Origin of the sequence: Burkholderia pyrrocinia (assembly GCF_003330765.1) — a bacterium.
Taxonomy (GTDB): Bacteria; Pseudomonadota; Gammaproteobacteria; order Burkholderiales; family Burkholderiaceae; genus Burkholderia; species Burkholderia pyrrocinia_B.
Map to the genome: position 1 here is coordinate 2,833,745 of NZ_CP024902.1, position 18,529 is coordinate 2,852,273.

Consider the following 18,529-nt stretch of genomic DNA (forward strand, 5'->3'; position numbering starts at 1 on the left):
CGCGCACCGACATCGCATCACGCAGCCGCATTCGCATTCGCCGCGCGGCGGCGATACGCCCACACCATCAGCGCGATGCCCGCGAGGATCATCGGCAGCGACAGCCATTGCCCCATCGACAGGCCGAGCGCAAGCAGGCCGAGGAAATCGTCGGGTTCGCGTGCGAATTCGACCGTGAAACGCGCGAGGCCGTAGCCGATCAGGAACAGCGCGGACACGGCGCCCATCGGCCGCGACTTGCGCGAGAAGAAGAACAGCGCGAAGAACAGCGCGATGCCTTCGAGCACGATTTCATAGAGCTGCGAAGGATGGCGCGGCAGCATCTGGTACTGCATGAACACGTCGGCGAGATGCCACTTCTCGACGAGCGCCGGATGCTTCGGCAGCCATGCCGCATCGTCGCGCATCGCGCCCGGGAACAGCATCGCCCACGGCGCATTCGGATCGGTCACGCGGCCCCACAGCTCGCCGTTGATGAAGTTGCCGAGCCGCCCGGCCGCGAGCCCCGTCGGCACCATCGGCGCGACGAAATCGGTGACCTGCAGCCAGTGGCGCTTGCGCTGCCATGCGAACAGGATCATCGCGAGCGTCACGCCGAGGAAGCCGCCGTGAAACGACATGCCGCCTTCCCACACCTTGAACACGTCGAGCGGATGCGAGAAGTAGAAGTCGGCCTTGTAGAACAGCACGTAGCCGAGGCGGCCGCCGAGCACGGTGCCGAGCACGCCGTAGAACATCATGTCGTCGATGTCCTTCGCGGTCCAGCCCTGCGCCGCGACGTGCGGCAGCTTCAGGCGGATCCGGCCGACGACGATCGCCGCGATGAAGCCGACGAGATACATGAGGCCATACCAGCGCACGGCCAGCGGCCCGAGATGGATCGCAACGGGGTCGAAATTCGGGTGAATGATCATGAGTTAGCGAAGAAGTTTTCGAATGCGGTGCGGCCGTCGCGAACGCGCAGCACCGCGCTTTGGACGGCACCGGCGCGCCATCGTTCACGTCACGCGGCAAGGCCCTGCGCACGCACGACGTCGATGAAGCCGGCGAGCACGGGGCTCACGTCGCCCGTGCGCCACACAAGGCCCGTCTCGACGACCGGCGCATGACCGGCGAGCGGCCGGTAGACCACGCCGGTGCGCCGCAGGTTACGCAGCGATTGCGGCACCAGTGCGACGCCCATGCCGGCCGACACGAGGCTGACGATCGTCTGCATCTGGATCGCCTCCTGGCCGATGCGTGGAGTTTCCCCCGCCGCGCCGTAGCAGCCCGTAATGATGTCATAAAAGCCGGGCGCCAAACGACGCGGAAAGATCACGAGCGGCAATGCGGCGACATCGGCGAGATGCACGGGCTCGTCTTCAGGCGCGTCGGAGGCAGCGGCCGGCATCGCGACCACCAGCGGCTCGCGCACGACCGGCAGGTACGACAGCCCGGCCGCGTGGCGCGGCGGCACGGGCGGAATGACGAGCCCCGCGTCGATGCGGCCGGCGACGAGTTCGTCGATCTGCACGTCGCTCGTTGCCTCCGCGAGTTGCAGGCGCACCTGCGGATAGCGCGCGCCGAACGCGCGCAGCAGCGACGGCAGCAGCCCGTAATCGGCGGTCGACACGAACGCGAGCGACAGCGACCCGGCCTCGCCGCGCGCGAGCCGCCGCGCGAGCGGCGGCAGCGCATCGGCCGACGCAAGCAGCCGGCGCACGTCGGGCAACAGCGCCGCACCGACCGCCGTCAGGGCCACCGAGCGCTTGGTGCGGACGAACAGCGCGACGCCGAGCGCATCCTCGAGCGCCCGGATCGCCTGCGACAGCGGCGGCTGCGTCATCGACAGGCGCTCGGCCGCGCGGCCGAAATGACGCTCGTCGGCAACGGTCGCGAAATAGCGCCACTGGCGCAGGTCGGGCGTCGGATCGGCCATGCTTCACTCATTCGGGAAACGACTTAATAAGCGACAAATAATATATTGGACATCCCAATCCGGAAACACCATTCTTGTTTGATCCAAACCGGCGCGCCGCTCACGGGCGTCGCCCAGATAACGATGGAGTCCCCCATGTCGTACAACCGTCGCTCGAAGCACATCACGCAAGGCGTGGCCCGTTCGCCGAACCGCTCGATGTATTACGCACTCGGCTACCAGAAGGACGATTTCGACAAGCCGATGGTCGGCATCGCGAACGGCCACTCGACGATCACGCCGTGCAATTCCGGCCTGCAGCGCCTGTCGGACGCGGCCGTCGCGGCCGTGAAAGCGGCCGACGCGAACCCGCAGATCTTCGGCACGCCGACGATTTCGGACGGCATGTCGATGGGTACCGAAGGCATGAAGTACTCGCTCGTGTCGCGCGAGGTGATCGCCGACTGTATCGAGACCTGCGTGCAGGGGCAGTGGATGGACGGCGTGGTGGTGGTCGGCGGCTGCGACAAGAACATGCCGGGCGGCATGATCGCGCTCGCGCGCCTGAACGTGCCGGGCATCTACGTGTACGGCGGCACGATCCGCCCCGGCCACTGGAAAGGCCGGGACCTGACGATCGTGTCGTCGTTCGAGGCCGTCGGCGAATTCACCGCGGGCCGGATGTCGCAGGAGGATTTTGAAGGGATCGAGCAGAACGCGTGTCCGACGTCGGGTTCGTGCGGCGGCATGTACACCGCGAACACGATGAGCTCGTCGTTCGAGGCGCTCGGGATGTCGCTGCTGTACTCGTCGACGATGGCGAACCCCGACCAGGAGAAAGTCGATTCGGCTGCCGAGTCGGCGCGCGTGCTCGTCGAGGCCGTGAAGCGCGACCTGAAGCCGCGCGACATCATCACGAAGGCATCGATCGAGAACGCGGTGTCGGTGATCATGGCGACGGGCGGCTCGACCAATGCGGTGCTGCACTATCTCGCGATCGCGCACGCGGCCGAGGTCGACTGGACGATCGACGACTTCGAGCGCATCCGCAAGCGCGTGCCCGTGATCTGCGACCTGAAGCCGTCGGGCCGGTACGTCGCGACCGACCTGCACCAGGCCGGCGGCATTCCGCAGGTGCTGAGGATCCTGCTCGACGCGGGGCTGCTGCACGGCGACTGCATGACGATCACCGGCCGCACCATCGCCGACGAACTGAAGGACGTGCCGAGCGCGCCACGCGCGGACCAGGACGTGATCTTCCCGATCGACCGCGCGCTGTACAAGGAAGGCCACCTTGCGATCCTGAAAGGCAATCTCGCGGAAGACGGCGCGGTCGCGAAAATTACCGGCCTGAAGAACCCGGTGATCACGGGCCCCGCCCGCGTGTTCGACGACGAGCAGAGCGCGATGGATGCGATCCTCGGCGACCGGATCCGCGCGGGCGACATACTCGTGCTGCGCTACCTCGGCCCGCAGGGCGGCCCCGGCATGCCGGAAATGCTCGCGCCGACGTCCGCAATCATCGGCAAGGGGCTCGGCGAATCGGTCGGCTTCATCACGGACGGCCGCTTCTCGGGCGGCACCTGGGGCATGGTGGTCGGCCACGTTGCGCCCGAGGCATTCGTCGGCGGCACGATCGCGCTCGTGCAGGAAGGCGACTCGATCACGATCGACGCGCACCGGCTGGTGCTGCAACTGAACGTCGACGATGCCGAACTCGCGCGCCGCCGCGCCGCGTGGCAACAGCCGGCACCGCGTTACACACGCGGCGTGCTCGCGAAATTCGCGGCCCTCGCGCGGCCGGCGAACAAGGGCGCCGTCACGGGTTGACGCAAGTTCGTCGCAACATGCGCCCCCAATAAACATGGCCGCCGGGGGAACGCACAAAACGTGCTTTCCCTTTGCTTTTATAATGCGCGGACCATGAAGCCGGCCGTCCCCGCCGGCGGAGAACCGCATGAAACAGACGATATTGCGCACCCTGCTCGTGACGCTGCTGGCCGGCGGCGCGGCGGCGGCGCGCGCCGACCAGGCCGATGGGCTCGCGCTTGCGCAGCGCAAGAACTGCATGGCCTGCCATGCGGTCGGCAAGCCGCTGATGGGCCCGTCGTTCCGCGACATCGCCGGCAAGTATGCGGCGCGCGGCGATGCCGTCGACTACCTTGCCCAATCGATCGTGAAAGGCAGCGTCGGCGTATGGGGCAGCGTGCCGATGCCCGCCAATACGCAACTGACGGCAAGCGAAGCCCACGCGCTCGCGCAATGGGTGCTGTCGCTGCACTGAACCGGATGCCCCGCACGGGGATCACCGTTATACCGGGCTCCGCCGACAGGCGGGCCTGCACCGGCACTTACTGGAACCGCACCCTGTTTTGTCGCCGGAACGACCGCGCGTTCAACCGGATCGACCGGCGCGGCGGCGCGCGATCTCTTCATCGACCGCGTCGCGGACCCAGTCCATGACCTCGGTTTCCAGCGCCAGCGCCACTTCGCGCGTGATCTGGCCGACCAACCAGGCCGAATGGTCATGCAGCGCGTCGCGACAGCGGGCCTCGATGGTCTCGCGCCCTTCTCCGGTCAGATAGTTCGTCAGACGATTGCGCAGGCGCTCGGCGATGTGCTGCGCATCCTCCGGCGTCAGCCCGGTGGCTGCCTGCACATCCGGCTGCGGTGCTGCGGCCGGCACGACCGCCTCCGGCATGGCCGTGTCAGATGCCTGCCCGGCCGCTTCGTGCGCAACCGCGGCGAACGCGTGCTGCGGCACATCGTCGTCGGCCAGCGACGACCTCAGCGGCGCCATCATCGCCGCCGCATCTTCGGTGACCACGTGCTCCGCCGCGCCGGGTCCGGCCGGCGCATCGGTCTCGCCCACCGCCGCCGCCGCAGCCGTCGCCACGTCGCCCGGCAACTCGACCGTGGGCACGTGCGGCGTCGGCACGGGTTCGACCACGACCGATTCGGGGTCGGCCACGGCTTTCGCCGAATCGGCCGGCGCGGCCCCCGCAGTGCCCGGCGCGATCACGTCGGTGAGCGTCGGAAGCGCCGCGCTGTCGTGCGACTGCGGCGCGTCGGGCGCGGGCGAGCGCGCCGGCACCGGCTTGCCCGGCACCAGCACGTCGGTCAGCGTCGGGATCGAGGATGAATCGGCTTTTGTCACGGGAACACTCCGTCGACGGTTGTGGCTAGCTGCCCTGCTTGTAGTTGTTCAGCGCGTATCCGCGGTCGCGGTAGAACCGGTAGCGGTCGCGGCCCGCGGTCAGCTCGTCCGGCGCGTTGCCGACCACTTCGAGCAGGCGCTCGAAGCGCGCGAACTGCGCGGGCACGGCCGCGCCGAGGTTCAGCAGCACGTGATGATGCGGCGCCTTGTCGAGATCGGCGGCCAGCACGATCGGCGTGCCGGCTGCGTGCTCGCTGTCGACGCCGCAATGCGGGATGAAATCGAGCGGCGAGAACGTCCAGAGCCGCTCGTCGAGCGCGCGCAGGCGCGCGGGCTCGGCGAGCACGACGACCGGCTGCCCGGCCTGGTAGGCCTTGCGCAGCAGCCGGCACGCGTACGCGAGCGAATCGCCTACGTTCGAGTGGAAATCGATCCGTGTCATCGCCCGCGCACCCGCATCGTCGTCCATTCCGCCATCACTGGCCGGCGCGGTCGATCAGGAACTGCGCGAGCAGCGGCACCGGACGGCCGGTCGCCCCCTTCGCCGCGCCGCTCTTCCACGCGGTGCCCGCGATGTCGAGGTGGGCCCACGGGTAGTTCTCGGTGAAACGCGACAGGAAGCACGCAGCCGTCACGCTACCGGCCGGACGTCCGCCGATGTTGGCGAGATCCGCGAAGTTCGACTTGAGCTGGTCCTGGTACTCGTCGTCGAGCGGCAGGCGCCACGCCGGGTCGCCCGCCTCGCGCGATGCGTCGAGCAGTTCGCCCGCGAGCGCATCGTCCTTCGAGAACAGGCCGCTGTTGTGGTGGCCGAGCGCGATGATGCACGCGCCCGTCAGCGTCGCGACGTCGATCACGGCGGCCGGCTTGAAGCGCTCGGCATACGTGAGCGCGTCGCACAGGATCAGGCGGCCTTCGGCGTCGGTGTTCAGCACCTCGATCGTCAGGCCCTTCATGCTGGTGACGATGTCGCCCGGCTTCGTCGCGTTGCCGCCCGGCATGTTCTCGCAGGTCGGTACGATCGCGACGACGTTGATCTTCAGGCCCATCTCGGCGACCGCACGGATCGTGCCGAGCACGGAACCGGCGCCGCACATGTCGTACTTCATCTCGTCCATGCCCTCGCCCGGCTTCAGCGAGATGCCGCCCGTGTCGAACGTGATGCCCTTGCCGACCAGCACGACCGGCGCGGCCTTCGCGGCGGCGCCCTGGTAGTGCAGCACGATGAACTGCGGCGGCTCGACCGACGCACGCGCGACCGACAGGAACGAGCCCATCTTCAGCGCCTGGATCTGCTTGAGCCCGAGCACTTCGGCCTTCAGGCCCCAATCCTTCGCGATCTGCTTCGCGGTGTTGCCGAGATAGGTCGGCGTACAGACGTTGCCGGGCAGGTTGCCGAGGTCGCGGGTGAGATCCATCCCGTTCGCGAGCGCGACGGCCTGCTTGACCGCGACCTTCGCGGCCTTTTCGTCGGCCGGATCGACGCTGAACACGACGCGCTTGAGCGTGTGCGACGCCGGTTCCGGCTTGCTCTTCATCTGCGTGAAGCGGTAGGTCTCGTTGCGCAGCGCGAGAATCGCCGCGCGCACGCCCCAGTCGGAGCTGCGCTCGTCGACCGGCAGTTGCGCGAGCGTGAACGTGACCTGGACGACCTTGGTCGCCAGCAGCGCGCGCCAGGCGGCCGTCACGGCATCGTTATAGGCTTTCTGATTGAAAGCATCCTGTTTGCCGAGGCCGACGAGCAGCACGCGCGACGCGCCGATGCCCGACACCTCGTGCAGGAACAGCGTCTTGCCGCGCTTGCCGTCCATGTCGCCGGCCTTCACCACGCGCGCGATCAGTCCCTTGGTGGCCGTGTCGATGTCGAGCGCCGCGCCCGACAGCGTCTGCGCCTCGAAAATGCCGAGCACGATGCAGTCGGATTTCCCGGTCAGGAACCCCTTGGCCTCGCCTTTGCTCCAATCACAGCCTTTTATGCTAAAGTCCATCGCGCTTGTCCTCGGATAAAATCTGGGCTAAGGATGAAAGCCGCAATTATCCGCTATTTTTCCCGTGGCGGCGCGAGCGCTCCACCACGCGTGCGCAGCCTCCCGCCCACTTCTCATCAAGAATGATCTTCGAACGCTCCCTCCAGCGCGAGCTTGCGTATACGGCTGGCGCCGTGTTCATGGTGCTGCTCACGATCATGCTCACGACGATGATGATCCGTATCGTCGGCTACGCCGCGTCCGGTGAAATCGATCCGCGGGACGTGCTCGTGCTGATCGGCCTGACCGTGATCGGCTACCTCGCCGTGATGCTCGTCGTCACGCTGTTCGTGTCGATCCTGTTCGTGCTGACCCGGTGGTACCGGGATTCCGAAATGGTGGTGTGGCTCGCGTCGGGCGTGAGCCTCACGCGCCTCATCAAGCCGATCGGCGTGTTCGCCACGCCGATCATCCTGCTGATCGCGTTCTTCGCGTTCGTCGGCTGGCCGTGGTCGAACCAGCAGAGCAAGATGATCAAGGCGCGCTTCCAGCAGCGCGACGAAATCTCGCTGCTCGCGCCAGGCCAGTTCCGCGAATCGGCCACCAACCATCGCGTGTTCTTCATCGAGAAGATGACGCCCGACCAGAGCAAGGTGCAGAACGTGTTCGTGACGTCGACCGAGAACGGCAAGGTCAACGTCGTCGTGTCGCAGACGGGGCACACGGAAACGCGGGACGGCAGCCGTTTCGTCGTCCTGGAAGACGGCCGCCGCTACGACGGCACGCCCGGCCAGCCGAACTTCAAGATCATGGAGTTCGAGCGCTACGGCGTGAAGATCACGAGCAATCCCGTCGTCAACGTGCCTTCCACCAACAGCACGCCGACGCTCGACCTGCTGCGCAATCCGACGCGCGACAACCTCGCGGAATTCGCGTGGCGCGCGGGGCTGCCGCTGATCGCGCTCAACCTGATGGTGCTCGGCATCCCGCTCGCGTACCAGAACCCGCGCCGCAGCCGCACGATCAACCTCGTGATGGCCGTGCTGATCTACCTCACGTACTCGAACCTGCTGAACGTCGTGCAGGCACAGATCGAGCAGGGCAAGATGTCGTTCGGCGTCGGCCTCGTCGGCCTGCACGCGCTCGTCGCGGTGATCGTCGCCGTCATCTTCTGGTTGCGCGTGCGCAATCGTCCGCTGTTTACACGCGCGCTGTTCGGCCGCTCGGGAGCATGATCGATGCGGCTCTATGAAAAGTACTTCGCGCGGCAGATCTACGTCGCGTTCGTCTTCATCCTGTTCGCGTTCTCGGGCCTGTTCTTCTTCTTCGACCTGATCAGCGAACTGAACTCGGTCGGGCACGGCAACTACAAGTTCGGCTACGCGGTGCTGCGCGTCGCGCTGCAGACACCTTCGCGCTTCTACGAGATCATCCCGGTCGCCGCGCTGATCAGCGCGATCTACGTGTTCGCGCAGATGGCCGCGAGTTCGGAATTCACGATCTTCCGCGTGTCGGGCCTCGCGACCAACCAGGCGTTGCGCTCGCTGCTGAAGATCGGCATACCGCTCGTGATCATCACCTACCTGATCGGCGAATTCGTCGGCCCGTACGCCGACCAGCTGTCCGAACGCGTGCGGCTGCAGGCGCTCGGCGCGTCGGTGTCGTCGAACTTCCAGTCGGGCGTGTGGGTGAAGGACACGCTCGCGGCCCGCGAAAACGGCGAGCAGGTCACGCGCTTCGTCAATGTCGGCAACCTGTCGCCCGATTCGACGATCAGCAACGTGCGCATTTACGAGTTCGACTCGAAATTCCAGCTGCAGAATGTGCGGATCGCGCAGACGGGCCGCTACGAGCCGCCCGGCCACTGGCTGCTGACGGGCGTCACCGAGACCGAACTGACGCCGATCAAGCCGATCAACGGCCAGCCGGCCGACGCGCTGAACCCCGTGTTCCGCTCACAGCAGGTATCGCTGCCCGAATACCGGCTGCGTTCGGACCTGACGCCGCAGATCCTGTCGGTGCTGCTCGTGTCGCCGGAGCGCATGTCGATCGTCAACCTGTTCCGCTACATCCAGCACTTGAAGGAAAACCAGCAGGACACGCAGCGCTACGACATCGCGCTGTGGCGCAAGCTGCTGTATCCGTTCGCGGTGTTCGTGATGCTCGTGCTGTCGCTGCCGTTCGCGTACCTGCACACGCGCGCGGGCGTGGTCGGCGTGAAGGTGTTCGGCGGGATCATGCTCGGCATGAGCTTCCAACTGCTCAATACGCTGTTCTCGCACATCGGCACGCTGAATACCTGGCCCGCGCCGCTCACCGCCGCGACGCCGGGCCTCATCTACCTCGCGCTCGGCCTGTTCGCGCTCAAGTGGGTCGACCGGCACTGAGCGCCGCGTCACGACGGAGATCGACATGAGTTCGCACGGTATCGTCCTGTTCGGCCACGGCGCCCGCGACCCGCGCTGGGCCGAGCCGTTCGAGCGGCTCGCCACGCGGCTGCGCGGGGCCGGCTCCCCTGCGGCGCACGTGTCGCTCGCATTCCTCGAATTGATGACGCCGTCGCTCGGCGAGGCCGTCGCCGCGCAGGTCGCGGCCGGCTGCACGCGCATCATCGTGGTGCCGGTGTTCTTCGGCCAGGGCGGCCATGTTCGCCGCGACCTGCCGCAGCTCGTCGATGCATGCCGCGCCGCGCATCCCGGCGTCGAGATCCGCTGCGCGACGGCCGTCGGCGAAAACGACGCCGTGCTCGACGCGATCGCCCGCTATTGCGTCGACCAGATCGGCGACGACGCGTAAGCAACGCGGTGACGGCACACAAAGAAAAAGCGCTGGCTTCCGCCAGCGCTTTTTTGTTTCAGACTGCGGCCGGGATCCCGCTCAGGCGGCATCCCGCAGCGAATCACCCGCTTTCGCCTGCCGTGCGCGCTCCGCGAACGCGTCGCCGATCATCAGCAGGCTCGGTTCCGCGGGATCGAGCCACGCCTGCGCGTCGCCCGCCGCCATCTGCGCGAGCGTCAGCGTCAGCGAGCGTTCGCGCGCGGTGCTGCACGCCTCGACGATCGCCACGGGCGTCGCCGGCGCACGGCCGGCGTCGATCAGTTCCTGCGCGATACCGGGCGCGCTGTCGCGGCCCATGTAGTAGACGATCGAATCGGCACGTGCGGCTTCGCGGATCTCGTCGCTGCCCGGCGCGCGGCTGTGCGTCGCGAACGCGACGCTGCGCGACACGCCGCGCAAGGTCAGCGAACGCTTCAGCGTCGCCGCGCCGGCCAGCGCCGCGGTGATGCCCGGCACGACCTCGTAGTCGATGCCGGCCGCCTCGAGCGCGCGCATTTCCTCTTCCGCGCGACCGAACAGCATCGGATCGCCGCCCTTCAGCCGCACGACGCACGCGTGCTCGCGCGCCGCATCGACGATCTGCTTGTTGATGAAGTGCTGCGCGGTCGAGCGCTGCCCGCAGCGCTTGCCGACCGCAATCCTGCGCGCGTTCGGCGCGTAGTCGAGCATCGCGGGCTCGACGAGCGCGTCGTGCAGCACGACGTCGGCCTGCGCGAGCAGCCGCGCGCCGCGCACCGTGATGAGGTCCGCCGCGCCCGGCCCTGCTCCGATCAGATACACCTTGCCCATGTTTGTCGCTTCGCTTGTCCGCGGGCGTCGGCTCCGGCCCGCGCCGCCGTGAAGCGGCGCGGTTTCCCGGTTACGCCGAGAACGCCCGGATCATCCCTGCGGCGACCGTGTGGTGCGTCGCCTCGTCGATCAGCACGAACGCGCCCGTGCCCGGATGCGCGTCGTACGTGTCGCAGACGATCGGCTTCTGCAGCGTCAGCGCGACGCGGCCGATGTCGTTCATCTTCAGTTCCTGACGGTCGGTCGCGTGCGACAGCGTATGCACGTCGAGCACCTGCCTGACCGCGCCGATCTTCGCGAACACCGTGCTCGTAGTCTGCTTCAGCAGGTACTTGCGCTGCGGCGACAGCGGCGTTTCGTCGAACCAGCACAGGTCGGCCTCGAGCTTCTTGGCCGGCTCGACGGGTTCGGCGGTCGTGACGAACATGTCGCCGCGCGACACGTCGACATCTTCCGCGAAACGGATCGTCACCGTCTGGCCCGCGAACGCGTGCGCGACGGACGCGGTGCCGCCCGGCACCGGTGCGACGATCTCGGCGACCGTCGCGGTGCGGTTCGACGGCAGCACGACGATCTCGTCGCCGACCTTCACCTCGCCCGACTCGATACGGCCCATGTAGCCGCGGAAATCGTCGGCCGAGCTGCCGTCCTGGCGCGCGACCCACTGCACCGGGAAGCGCAGCGCGTCATGCGCCTGCGTCTCGACCGGCAGCGACTCGAGCACGTCGAGCAGCGGCTCGCCCGCGTACCACGGCATGCGCTCGCTCGCGCCGACGATGTTGTCGCCCTTCAGCGCCGACACCGGCACGAAGCGCACGTCGGTCAGGCCAAGCTGCTTCGCGAGCGCGACGTACGCGTCGCGAATCTCGTTGAAGCGCACTTCGCTGTAGTCGACGAGGTCCATCTTGTTGATCGCGACGATCACGTGCTGCAGCGCGAGCAGCTTGACGATCGCGCTGTGGCGCTTGGTCTGCGGCAGCAATTGCGCAACGCCGTTCTCGATCGTCACGCGCGTCGCGTCGACCAGGACGATCGCCGCGTGCGCGGTCGACGCGCCCGTCACCATGTTGCGCGTGTACTGCTCGTGGCCCGGCGTGTCGGCGATGATGAACTTGCGCTTCGCGGTCGCAAAGTAGCGATACGCGACGTCGATCGTGATGCCCTGCTCGCGCTCGGCTTCCAGCCCGTCCGTCAACAGCGCGAGGTCGAGCTCGTCGCCGACCGTGCGCTTGTTCTTCGCACGCGACAGCGCGGACAGCTGGTCGGACAGCACGGCCTTGCTGTCGTACAGCAGGCGGCCGATCAGCGTGCTCTTGCCGTCGTCGACGCTGCCTGCCGTGATGAAGCGCAGCACGCCGAGGTCTTCGTTGTTCTCGATGATGCTCATGATGTGAATGTCCTCGTGTGCTTCAGAAATAACCTTGCTTCTTGCGCTGTTCCATCGCGGCTTCGGACGCCTGGTCGTCCATCCGGGTCGCGCCGCGCTCGGTGATCTCGGTCACCGCCGTCTCGGCGATGATCTTCTCGACGTCGTCCGCGTCGCTCTCGACCGGGCACGTGCAGCTGATATCGCCGACCGTGCGGAAGCGCACCTGCGCGAACTCGCTCGTCTCGCCTTCACGCATCGGCGTGAGCGGCGTGACGGGCACGAGCAGGCCGTTGCGGCGCACGATCTCGCGCTCGTGCGCGTAGTAGATCGACGGCAGCTCGAGGTTCTCGCGCGCGATGTACTGCCATATGTCGAGCTCGGTCCAGTTCGAGATCGGGAACACGCGCAGGTGCTCGCCCTTGTGCAGGCGTGCGTTGTACAGGCTCCACAGTTCCGGGCGCTGCGCCTTCGGATCCCACTGGCCGAATTCGTCGCGGAACGAGAAGATGCGTTCCTTTGCACGCGCCTTCTCTTCGTCGCGGCGTGCGCCGCCGATCATCGCGGTGTAGCCATGCTGTTCGATCGTCTCGAGCAGCGTGACGGCCTGCGCGGCGTTGCGCGAATCGGTTTCGCGGCGCAGCACGACCGTGCCGCGCTTGATCGAATCCTCGACGTGGCCGACGACCAGCTCGGCGCCGAGCTCCTGCGCGCGACGGTCGCGGAAGTCGATCACTTCGGCGTAGTTGTGGCCCGTGTCGATGTGCACGAGCGGGAACGGCAGCGTCGTCTTGCGGTTCGCACCGAGGCCGAACGCCTTCAGTGCCAGGTGCAGCACGACGACCGAATCCTTGCCGCCCGAGAACAACAGTGCCGGCTTGCTGCATTCGGCGACCAGTTCGCGCAGGATGTGGATCGACTCGGCTTCGAGCCAGTCGAGGTGGCCCATGCGGCTGTCGTCACCGGTGGGCGGGGCAAAGGCGGATTGCTCGAGCGTCGTGCTCATGATTTCAGTCCTTCTTTTCTGGGTTCGTGCCGCCCGCTGTCGCGGGCGGCGCAATATTCAGTCTTTTGTAAGGCGTTCAGTGCGCGGCGCCGGCTTCGGCGGTCGCGGGAATCGGCGTGATCGTGATATGCAGGCCGCATTCCTTCGTGTCGCGCGATTCCCACCACCAGCGGCCCGCGCGGCTGTCCTCGCCGGGGCGGATCGCACGCGTGCACGGCTCGCAGCCGATGCTCGGGTAGCCGCGCGCGTGCAGCGGGTTCACCGGCACGTCAAACGCGTTAAGGTACGCCCACACATCGGCTTCCGTCCAGTCGGCGAGCGGGTTGTACTTCGCGATCCCGCGCGCTTCATCCTGTTCTTCCTCGTGCAGCTCCGCACGCGTGACCGACTGCTCGCGGCGCTGGCCCGTGACCCACGCGTCGACGTCCGACAGCGCGCGGTTCAGCGGCTCGACCTTGCGGATGTGGCAGCACGACTTGCGCAACTCGACGCTCTCGTAGAACGCGTTCAGGCCGTGCTCGGCGACGTACTGATCGACCGCATCCTGCTGCGGATGGAACTGCTCGATCTCGTAGCCGTAGCGCTCGCGCACGCGGTCGATCATGCCGAGGGTTTCCGCGTGCAGGCGGCCCGTGTTCAGCGAGAAGATGCCGATCGACACGCCCTTGGACAGGATTGCGTGCGTGAGCAGCATGTCTTCTGCCGCGAGGCTGCTCGCGAACTTCACCTTCGGATGACGTGCGCCGATCTGCGCGAGCAGCGCGCCGAGGCGTTCGACCTTCGCGGCGAGTTCCGGCGTCAGCGTGGTGGCGGAGGCGGTGCTCATGCGCTCACCTTCGCGTCGGGCACGGCAGCGCGGCGGCGGAACAGCGGCGCCGGCTCGTCGAACGCGCCCTGGTAACGCTGCGTGAATTCCGTGAATGCGTTCAGCGCGTCGTGGATGTCCTTGTCGGCGCGCACCGCGTATGCGTCGAAGCCGCAACGCGACATGTACAGCAGCTGGTCGCGCAGCACGTCGCCGATCGCGCGCAGCTCGCCCGTCCAGCCGTGGCGCTCGCGCAGCAGGCGCCCGATGCTGTAGCCGCGGCCATCCGCGAAACGCGGAAATTCCACGGCGATCAGCGAGATCGCGCCGAAATCGGCCACGAGATCGGCCGGTTCGCTGTCCGGCGCGAGCCACACGCCGAGTTCGTCCTTCGCCTTCGCCGCGACGAGCGCCGCACGCTCGGCCTGCCACAACGCGAACGGCACCAGCACCTTGCCGGCCGGCAATGCGTCGACCGCGGGCAGCGCACCGTCTTCCGCCGCGCGCACGACCTGCCATGCATCGTCGATCACTGCGCGGTTCTTGATAATCGAAGCCATCTGCAAATTCCTTCTAGCCGGTTGGTTAGGCGTTCACTGCCTGGCGCGCCGCATACACGCGCTCCTTGAACGGCGCGATGCCGATGCGGTCGTACGTGTCGACGAAGCGCTCGCCGTCGATGCGCGAATCGACGAACGTGTCGATCAGCTTCGCGATCACGTCGGGCACTTCTTCCGCCGAGAACGACGGCCCGATCACGCGGCCGAGGCGCGCGCCGTTCCGGCCCGTGCCCTGCTCGCCGCCGAGCGACACCTGGTACCACTCGGCGCCATCCTTGTCGACGCCGAGGATGCCGATGTTGCCGACGTGGTGGTGACCGCACGAGTTCATGCAACCGGAAATGTTCAGCGACAGGTCGCCGAGGTCGTACACATAGTCGAGATCGTCGAAACGCTGCTGGATCGCCAGCGCGATCGGGATCGACTTCGCGTTCGCGAGCGAGCAGAAGTCGCCGCCCGGGCACGCGATGATGTCGGTCAGCAGGCCGATGTTCGGCGTCGCGAAACCGGCCGCCTTCGCCTTTTCCCACACCTCGAACAGGTCGCGCTTCTTCACGTTCGCGAGAATCAGGTTCTGCTCGTGCGACACGCGCAGTTCGCCGAACGAGTAAGCGTCGGCCCAGTCGGCGACCCGTTCCATCTGCTGGTCGGTCGCATCGCCCGGCGCCACGCGATGATCCTTCAGCGACAGCGTAACGGCTGCGTAGCCCGGCACCTTGTGCGGCGCGACGTTGCGCTCGACCCAGCGCGCGAACGCCTTGCTCTCGAGCAGGTGCTGTTCGAACGATGCGTCCGTGTCGGCCAGCTTCTCGTAGACGGGCGGCAAGAAGTACTGCGACACGCGATCGACTTCCGCCTGCGTGAGCGTCGACGGGCCGTCCTTCAGGTGCTGCCACTCTTCCTCGACCTGCTGCGCGAACTTCGCCGGCGACAGCGCCTTCACGAGGATCTTGATGCGCGCCTTGTACAGGTTGTCGCGGCGGCCGTAACGGTTGTACACGCGCAGCACGGCTTCGCAGTACGTGATCAGGTGCTGCCACGGCAGGTCTTCCTTGATCACCGCGCCGACGATCGGCGTACGGCCGAGGCCGCCGCCCGCGAGGATGCTCGCGACCACTTCGCCCTGCGCGTTCTTCTTCAGGTACACGCCGAGGTCGTGGATCTGCACGGCCGCGCGGTCGTCCTTCGAGCCCGACACCGCGATCTTGAACTTGCGCGGCAGCCATGCGAATTCGGGATGGAACGTCGACCACTGGCGGAGGATTTCCGACCACGGACGCGGATCGATCTCCTCGTCCTGCGCGACGCCGGCGAACTGGTCGGCCGTGATGTTGCGGATGCAGTTGCCCGACGTCTGGATCGCGTGCATCTGCACCGACGCGAGCTTCGCGAGGATCTCGGGCGTGTCTTCCAGTTCGATCCAGTTGAACTGGATGTTCGAGCGGGTCGAGAAGTGACCGTAGCCGCGGTCGTGTTCGCGGGCGATGCGCGCCAGCATCCGGAGCTGGTCGCTGCGCAGGTTGCCGTACGGAATCGCGATGCGGTGCATGTACGCGTGGCGCTGCATGTACAGGCCGTTCTGCAGGCGCAGCGGACGGAACTCGTCTTCGCTCAACTCGCCCGACAGCCGGCGGCGCACCTGATCGCGGTACTGCGCGACACGCTCGTCGACGATCGTCTGGTCGTATTGGTCGTACTGATACATTCGGGGACCCCAGGGTTTTCGTGTTGACCGCGCGACGTCCTAGCCACGCCGCGCCCGAATTTCCGTTCCGTCGTCACCGCCGCCGGCCATCCGCTGCCGGGTGGATTGCTAATGACGAAAACAGATATCCATATTTGAAAAACTCCGGTGAATCGTAATAAACTCGCCTTATATTTCAAACGACTAAAAAATTCTTTTGATATGCCAAGGGGTTATAAATGAACCTGCACCAATTCCGCTTCGTGCGCGAGGCCGTCCGGCAGAATTTCAACCTCACCGAGGCCGCCAAGGCACTCTTCACGTCGCAACCGGGGGTATCGAAGGCAATCATCGAGCTCGAGGACGAACTGGGCGTGGAGATCTTCACGCGGCACGGCAAGCGCGTGCGCTCGCTCACCGAGCCGGGCAGGATCATCCTCGCGTCGGTCGAGCGGATCCTGCAGGAGGTTGAAAGTCTTAAAAGGGTCGGGAAAGATTATGCTGCGCAGGACCAGGGCAACCTGACCATCGCAGCGACCCACACGCAGGCCCGCTACTCGCTGCCGGCCGCGATCGCCGAGTTCAAGAAGCGCTTCCCGAAGGTGCACCTGTCGATCCTGCAGGGCAGCCCGACGCAGGTGGCCGAGATGGTGATCCACGACCAGGCCGATCTCGCGATCGCGACCGAGGCGATCTCCGACTACAAGGAACTCGTGTCGCTGCCCTGCTTCCAGTGGCACCACGCGGCCGTCGTGCCGGCCGACCATCCACTGCTCGAACGCAAGCCGCCGACGCTCGACGATCTCGCGCAGTACCCGCTGATCACGTACGACGATGCGTTCGCGGGCCGCAAGAAGATCAATCATGCGTTCGCGCTGCGCGGGCTGTCGCCGGACATCGTCCTCGAGGCGATCGACGCCGACGTGATCAAGACCTATGTCGAACTCGGCCTCGGCGTCGGCATCATGGCCGACATCGCGTTCAATCCCGAGCGCGACCGCAACCTGCGGCTGATCCCGGTCGGCCACCTGTTCGGCAGCAACGTGACCCGCGTCGCGCTCAAGCAGGGCGCTTATTTGCGCAGCTATGTGTATACGCTCGTCGAACTGCTGTCGCCGACGCTGAACCGCAAGCTGATCGAGCAGGCGCTCAAGGGCGAATCCGAATCGTACGAGCTTTGAGCCGCGTGTATAAACACAGGGGCGCATATCGCGCCCCTTTTTGCTGCCCGACGGAGAATCCCGCATGACGCTCCCCGCCCTGTTGCGCCGCGCCGCCGGCGCCGCCCTCGTGCTGGCCTGCGCGGCCGCGCATGCCGACCTGAAGGTCGGCGTCGACCTGTCGTCGACCGGCCCGGCCGCCGCGATCGGCATCACGAGCAAGAACGCGATCCTGATGTGGCCGAAGACGATCGCCGGGCAGCCCGTGCAGGTGACGGTGCTCGACGATGCGTCCGACCCGGGCACCGCGGTGCGCAACATCCGCAAGCTGGTCGACGAGGATCACGTCGACGTCGTGGTCGGGCCGAACATCACGCCGGCCGCGCTCGCGGCGCTCGACGCGGTGGCCGCCGGGCAGACGCCGATGATCACGCTGGTCGGCTCCGGCGCGATCGTCGAGCCGCAGGCAGGCGCGCGGACCTGGGCGTTCAAGATGGCGCAGAGCGACAGCGCGATGGCCGACGTGATGACGCGCTACATGGCGAACCATGGCGTGAAGACAGTCGGTTTCATCGGCTTCGCGGACAGCTATGGCGACAGCTGGCTGAACGAGTTCACGCGCTTCGCGGACCTGCGCAAGATCCGCGTCGTCGCGACCGAGCGTTTCAACCGCACCGACGCGAGCGTCACGGGCCAGGCACTGAAGCTGATCGCGGCGAAGCCCGACGCGATCCTGATCGCGGGCTCGGGCACGCCGGCCGTGCTGCCGCAGCGCACGCTGATCGAACGCGGCTACAAGGGCCCGATCTACCAGACGCACGGCATCGCCACGCCGGAATTCATCAGGCTCGGCGGCAAGGACGTCGACAGGACGCTGTTCCCGACCCAGCCGGTGGTCGTCGCACGCACGCTGCCGGCCGACCATCCGGCCCGCAAGGCCGCGCTCGCGTTCGTCGACGCATACGAGGCGAAGTACGGTGCCGGCACGGTCACGCAGTTCGCCGGCGACGCGGCGGGCGTCTACCCGCGCCTCGCCGACGCGGTCGGCCGCGCGCTGAAGACCGCGCAGCCCGGCACGCCCGCGTTCCGCGCGGCGCTGCGACGCGAGCTCGAACGCGCGCACGAACTCGTCGTGCCGAACGGCGTCGTCAACACCAGCGACAAGGATCATGTGGGGCTCGATCAGCGCGCGAGCGTGATGGGGATCGTGAAACAGGGCCGGTTCGTCTACCTGAGCCAGTGACGCGTGCGCCGGTGGCCGGGTGGCTTGCCCAGCCTCCGGATTTCCGCCATAATCCGC

The 18,529-nt window shown here is 66.9% G+C and carries 18 protein-coding genes; 7 read left to right on the top strand and 11 right to left on the bottom strand.

What is annotated here, in order from left to right; translation table 11 throughout:
* Positions 1 to 17: 17 nt before the first annotated feature.
* Complete coding sequence (lgt, locus tag CUJ89_RS13775; protein ID WP_114177798.1) at positions 18 to 914, bottom strand: prolipoprotein diacylglyceryl transferase; 897 nt, start codon at positions 912 to 914, stop codon at positions 18 to 20.
* 89 nt (positions 915 to 1,003) lie between these two features.
* Complete coding sequence (locus CUJ89_RS13780; protein WP_114177799.1) at positions 1,004 to 1,918, bottom strand: LysR substrate-binding domain-containing protein; 915 nt, start codon at positions 1,916 to 1,918, stop codon at positions 1,004 to 1,006.
* A gap of 135 nt (positions 1,919 to 2,053) precedes the next feature.
* Here CUJ89_RS13780 and ilvD point away from each other — a divergent pair, with 135 nt between their 5' ends.
* Together ilvD and CUJ89_RS13790 are read left to right on the top strand one after the other, a co-directional pair.
* On the top strand, positions 2,054 to 3,727 hold the full coding sequence (ilvD, locus tag CUJ89_RS13785) for a dihydroxy-acid dehydratase (RefSeq protein ID WP_114177800.1): 1,674 nt from the start codon (positions 2,054 to 2,056) through the stop codon (positions 3,725 to 3,727).
* A 127-nt stretch (positions 3,728 to 3,854) separates the two neighbouring features.
* Complete coding sequence (locus CUJ89_RS13790) at positions 3,855 to 4,181, top strand: c-type cytochrome (RefSeq protein ID WP_114177801.1); 327 nt, start codon at positions 3,855 to 3,857, stop codon at positions 4,179 to 4,181.
* Between the two features lie 111 nt (positions 4,182 to 4,292).
* On the opposite strand, the gene CUJ89_RS13795 is transcribed toward CUJ89_RS13790, so the two are convergent.
* Genes CUJ89_RS13795 through CUJ89_RS13805 form a run of 3 tightly spaced genes read right to left on the bottom strand, consistent with a single transcriptional unit; the run spans position 4,293 to position 7,042 of the window.
* Positions 4,293 to 5,054, bottom strand: coding sequence for a DUF2486 family protein (locus tag CUJ89_RS13795; RefSeq protein WP_114177802.1), 762 nt, complete (start codon positions 5,052 to 5,054; stop codon positions 4,293 to 4,295).
* Between the two features lie 25 nt (positions 5,055 to 5,079).
* Positions 5,080 to 5,496 (bottom strand): DNA polymerase III subunit chi, encoded by a 417-nt coding sequence (locus tag CUJ89_RS13800; protein ID WP_114178614.1) that lies wholly within the window; start codon positions 5,494 to 5,496, stop codon positions 5,080 to 5,082.
* 34 nt (positions 5,497 to 5,530) lie between these two features.
* Positions 5,531 to 7,042, bottom strand: a complete 1,512-nt coding sequence (locus CUJ89_RS13805) for a leucyl aminopeptidase (RefSeq protein ID WP_114177803.1) — start codon at positions 7,040 to 7,042, stop codon at positions 5,531 to 5,533.
* 122 nt (positions 7,043 to 7,164) lie between these two features.
* On the opposite strand from CUJ89_RS13805, the gene lptF reads away from it, so the two are divergent.
* Genes lptF through CUJ89_RS13820 form a run of 3 tightly spaced genes read left to right on the top strand, consistent with a single transcriptional unit; the run spans position 7,165 to position 9,817 of the window.
* Complete coding sequence (gene lptF, locus CUJ89_RS13810; RefSeq protein WP_114177804.1) at positions 7,165 to 8,256, top strand: LPS export ABC transporter permease LptF; 1,092 nt, start codon at positions 7,165 to 7,167, stop codon at positions 8,254 to 8,256.
* 3 nt (positions 8,257 to 8,259) lie between these two features.
* Positions 8,260 to 9,408, top strand: coding sequence for an LPS export ABC transporter permease LptG (gene lptG, locus CUJ89_RS13815; RefSeq protein WP_114177805.1), 1,149 nt, complete (start codon positions 8,260 to 8,262; stop codon positions 9,406 to 9,408).
* Between the two features lie 25 nt (positions 9,409 to 9,433).
* Complete coding sequence (locus tag CUJ89_RS13820) at positions 9,434 to 9,817, top strand: sirohydrochlorin chelatase (protein WP_114177806.1); 384 nt, start codon at positions 9,434 to 9,436, stop codon at positions 9,815 to 9,817.
* An 81-nt stretch (positions 9,818 to 9,898) separates the two neighbouring features.
* Here the strand turns inward: CUJ89_RS13820 and cobA are convergent, their stop codons facing one another.
* From cobA to CUJ89_RS13850, 6 genes are all read right to left on the bottom strand, one after another.
* Complete coding sequence (gene cobA / locus CUJ89_RS13825) at positions 9,899 to 10,648, bottom strand: uroporphyrinogen-III C-methyltransferase (RefSeq protein ID WP_114177807.1); 750 nt, start codon at positions 10,646 to 10,648, stop codon at positions 9,899 to 9,901.
* Positions 10,649 to 10,718: 70 nt separating this feature from the next.
* Complete coding sequence (locus CUJ89_RS13830; RefSeq protein ID WP_114177808.1) at positions 10,719 to 12,035, bottom strand: sulfate adenylyltransferase subunit 1; 1,317 nt, start codon at positions 12,033 to 12,035, stop codon at positions 10,719 to 10,721.
* A 22-nt stretch (positions 12,036 to 12,057) separates the two neighbouring features.
* Entirely contained in the window at positions 12,058 to 13,020 is a 963-nt protein-coding gene (gene cysD / locus CUJ89_RS13835; protein WP_114177809.1) for a sulfate adenylyltransferase subunit CysD, read from the bottom strand.
* A 76-nt stretch (positions 13,021 to 13,096) separates the two neighbouring features.
* Complete coding sequence (locus tag CUJ89_RS13840; protein WP_114177810.1) at positions 13,097 to 13,846, bottom strand: phosphoadenylyl-sulfate reductase; 750 nt, start codon at positions 13,844 to 13,846, stop codon at positions 13,097 to 13,099.
* The gene (locus CUJ89_RS13845; RefSeq protein ID WP_114177811.1) at positions 13,843 to 14,385 is read right to left on the bottom strand and encodes a DUF934 domain-containing protein; all 543 of its coding nucleotides are present in this window, start codon (positions 14,383 to 14,385) and stop codon (positions 13,843 to 13,845) included. Before CUJ89_RS13845 ends, CUJ89_RS13840 begins: the two co-directional genes overlap by 4 nt.
* Positions 14,386 to 14,410: 25 nt before the next feature.
* Positions 14,411 to 16,090 (bottom strand): nitrite/sulfite reductase, encoded by a 1,680-nt coding sequence (locus tag CUJ89_RS13850; protein ID WP_114177812.1) that lies wholly within the window; start codon positions 16,088 to 16,090, stop codon positions 14,411 to 14,413.
* A 218-nt stretch (positions 16,091 to 16,308) separates the two neighbouring features.
* Here CUJ89_RS13850 and CUJ89_RS13855 point away from each other — a divergent pair, with 218 nt between their 5' ends.
* Positions 16,309 to 17,250 carry a CysB family HTH-type transcriptional regulator gene (locus tag CUJ89_RS13855; RefSeq protein WP_114177813.1) on the top strand — a complete coding sequence of 314 codons (942 nt, stop codon included), beginning with the start codon at positions 16,309 to 16,311 and terminating at the stop codon, positions 17,248 to 17,250.
* 64 nt (positions 17,251 to 17,314) lie between these two features.
* Complete coding sequence (locus tag CUJ89_RS13860) at positions 17,315 to 18,472, top strand: ABC transporter substrate-binding protein (RefSeq protein ID WP_114177814.1); 1,158 nt, start codon at positions 17,315 to 17,317, stop codon at positions 18,470 to 18,472.
* Positions 18,473 to 18,529 lie beyond the last annotated feature (57 nt).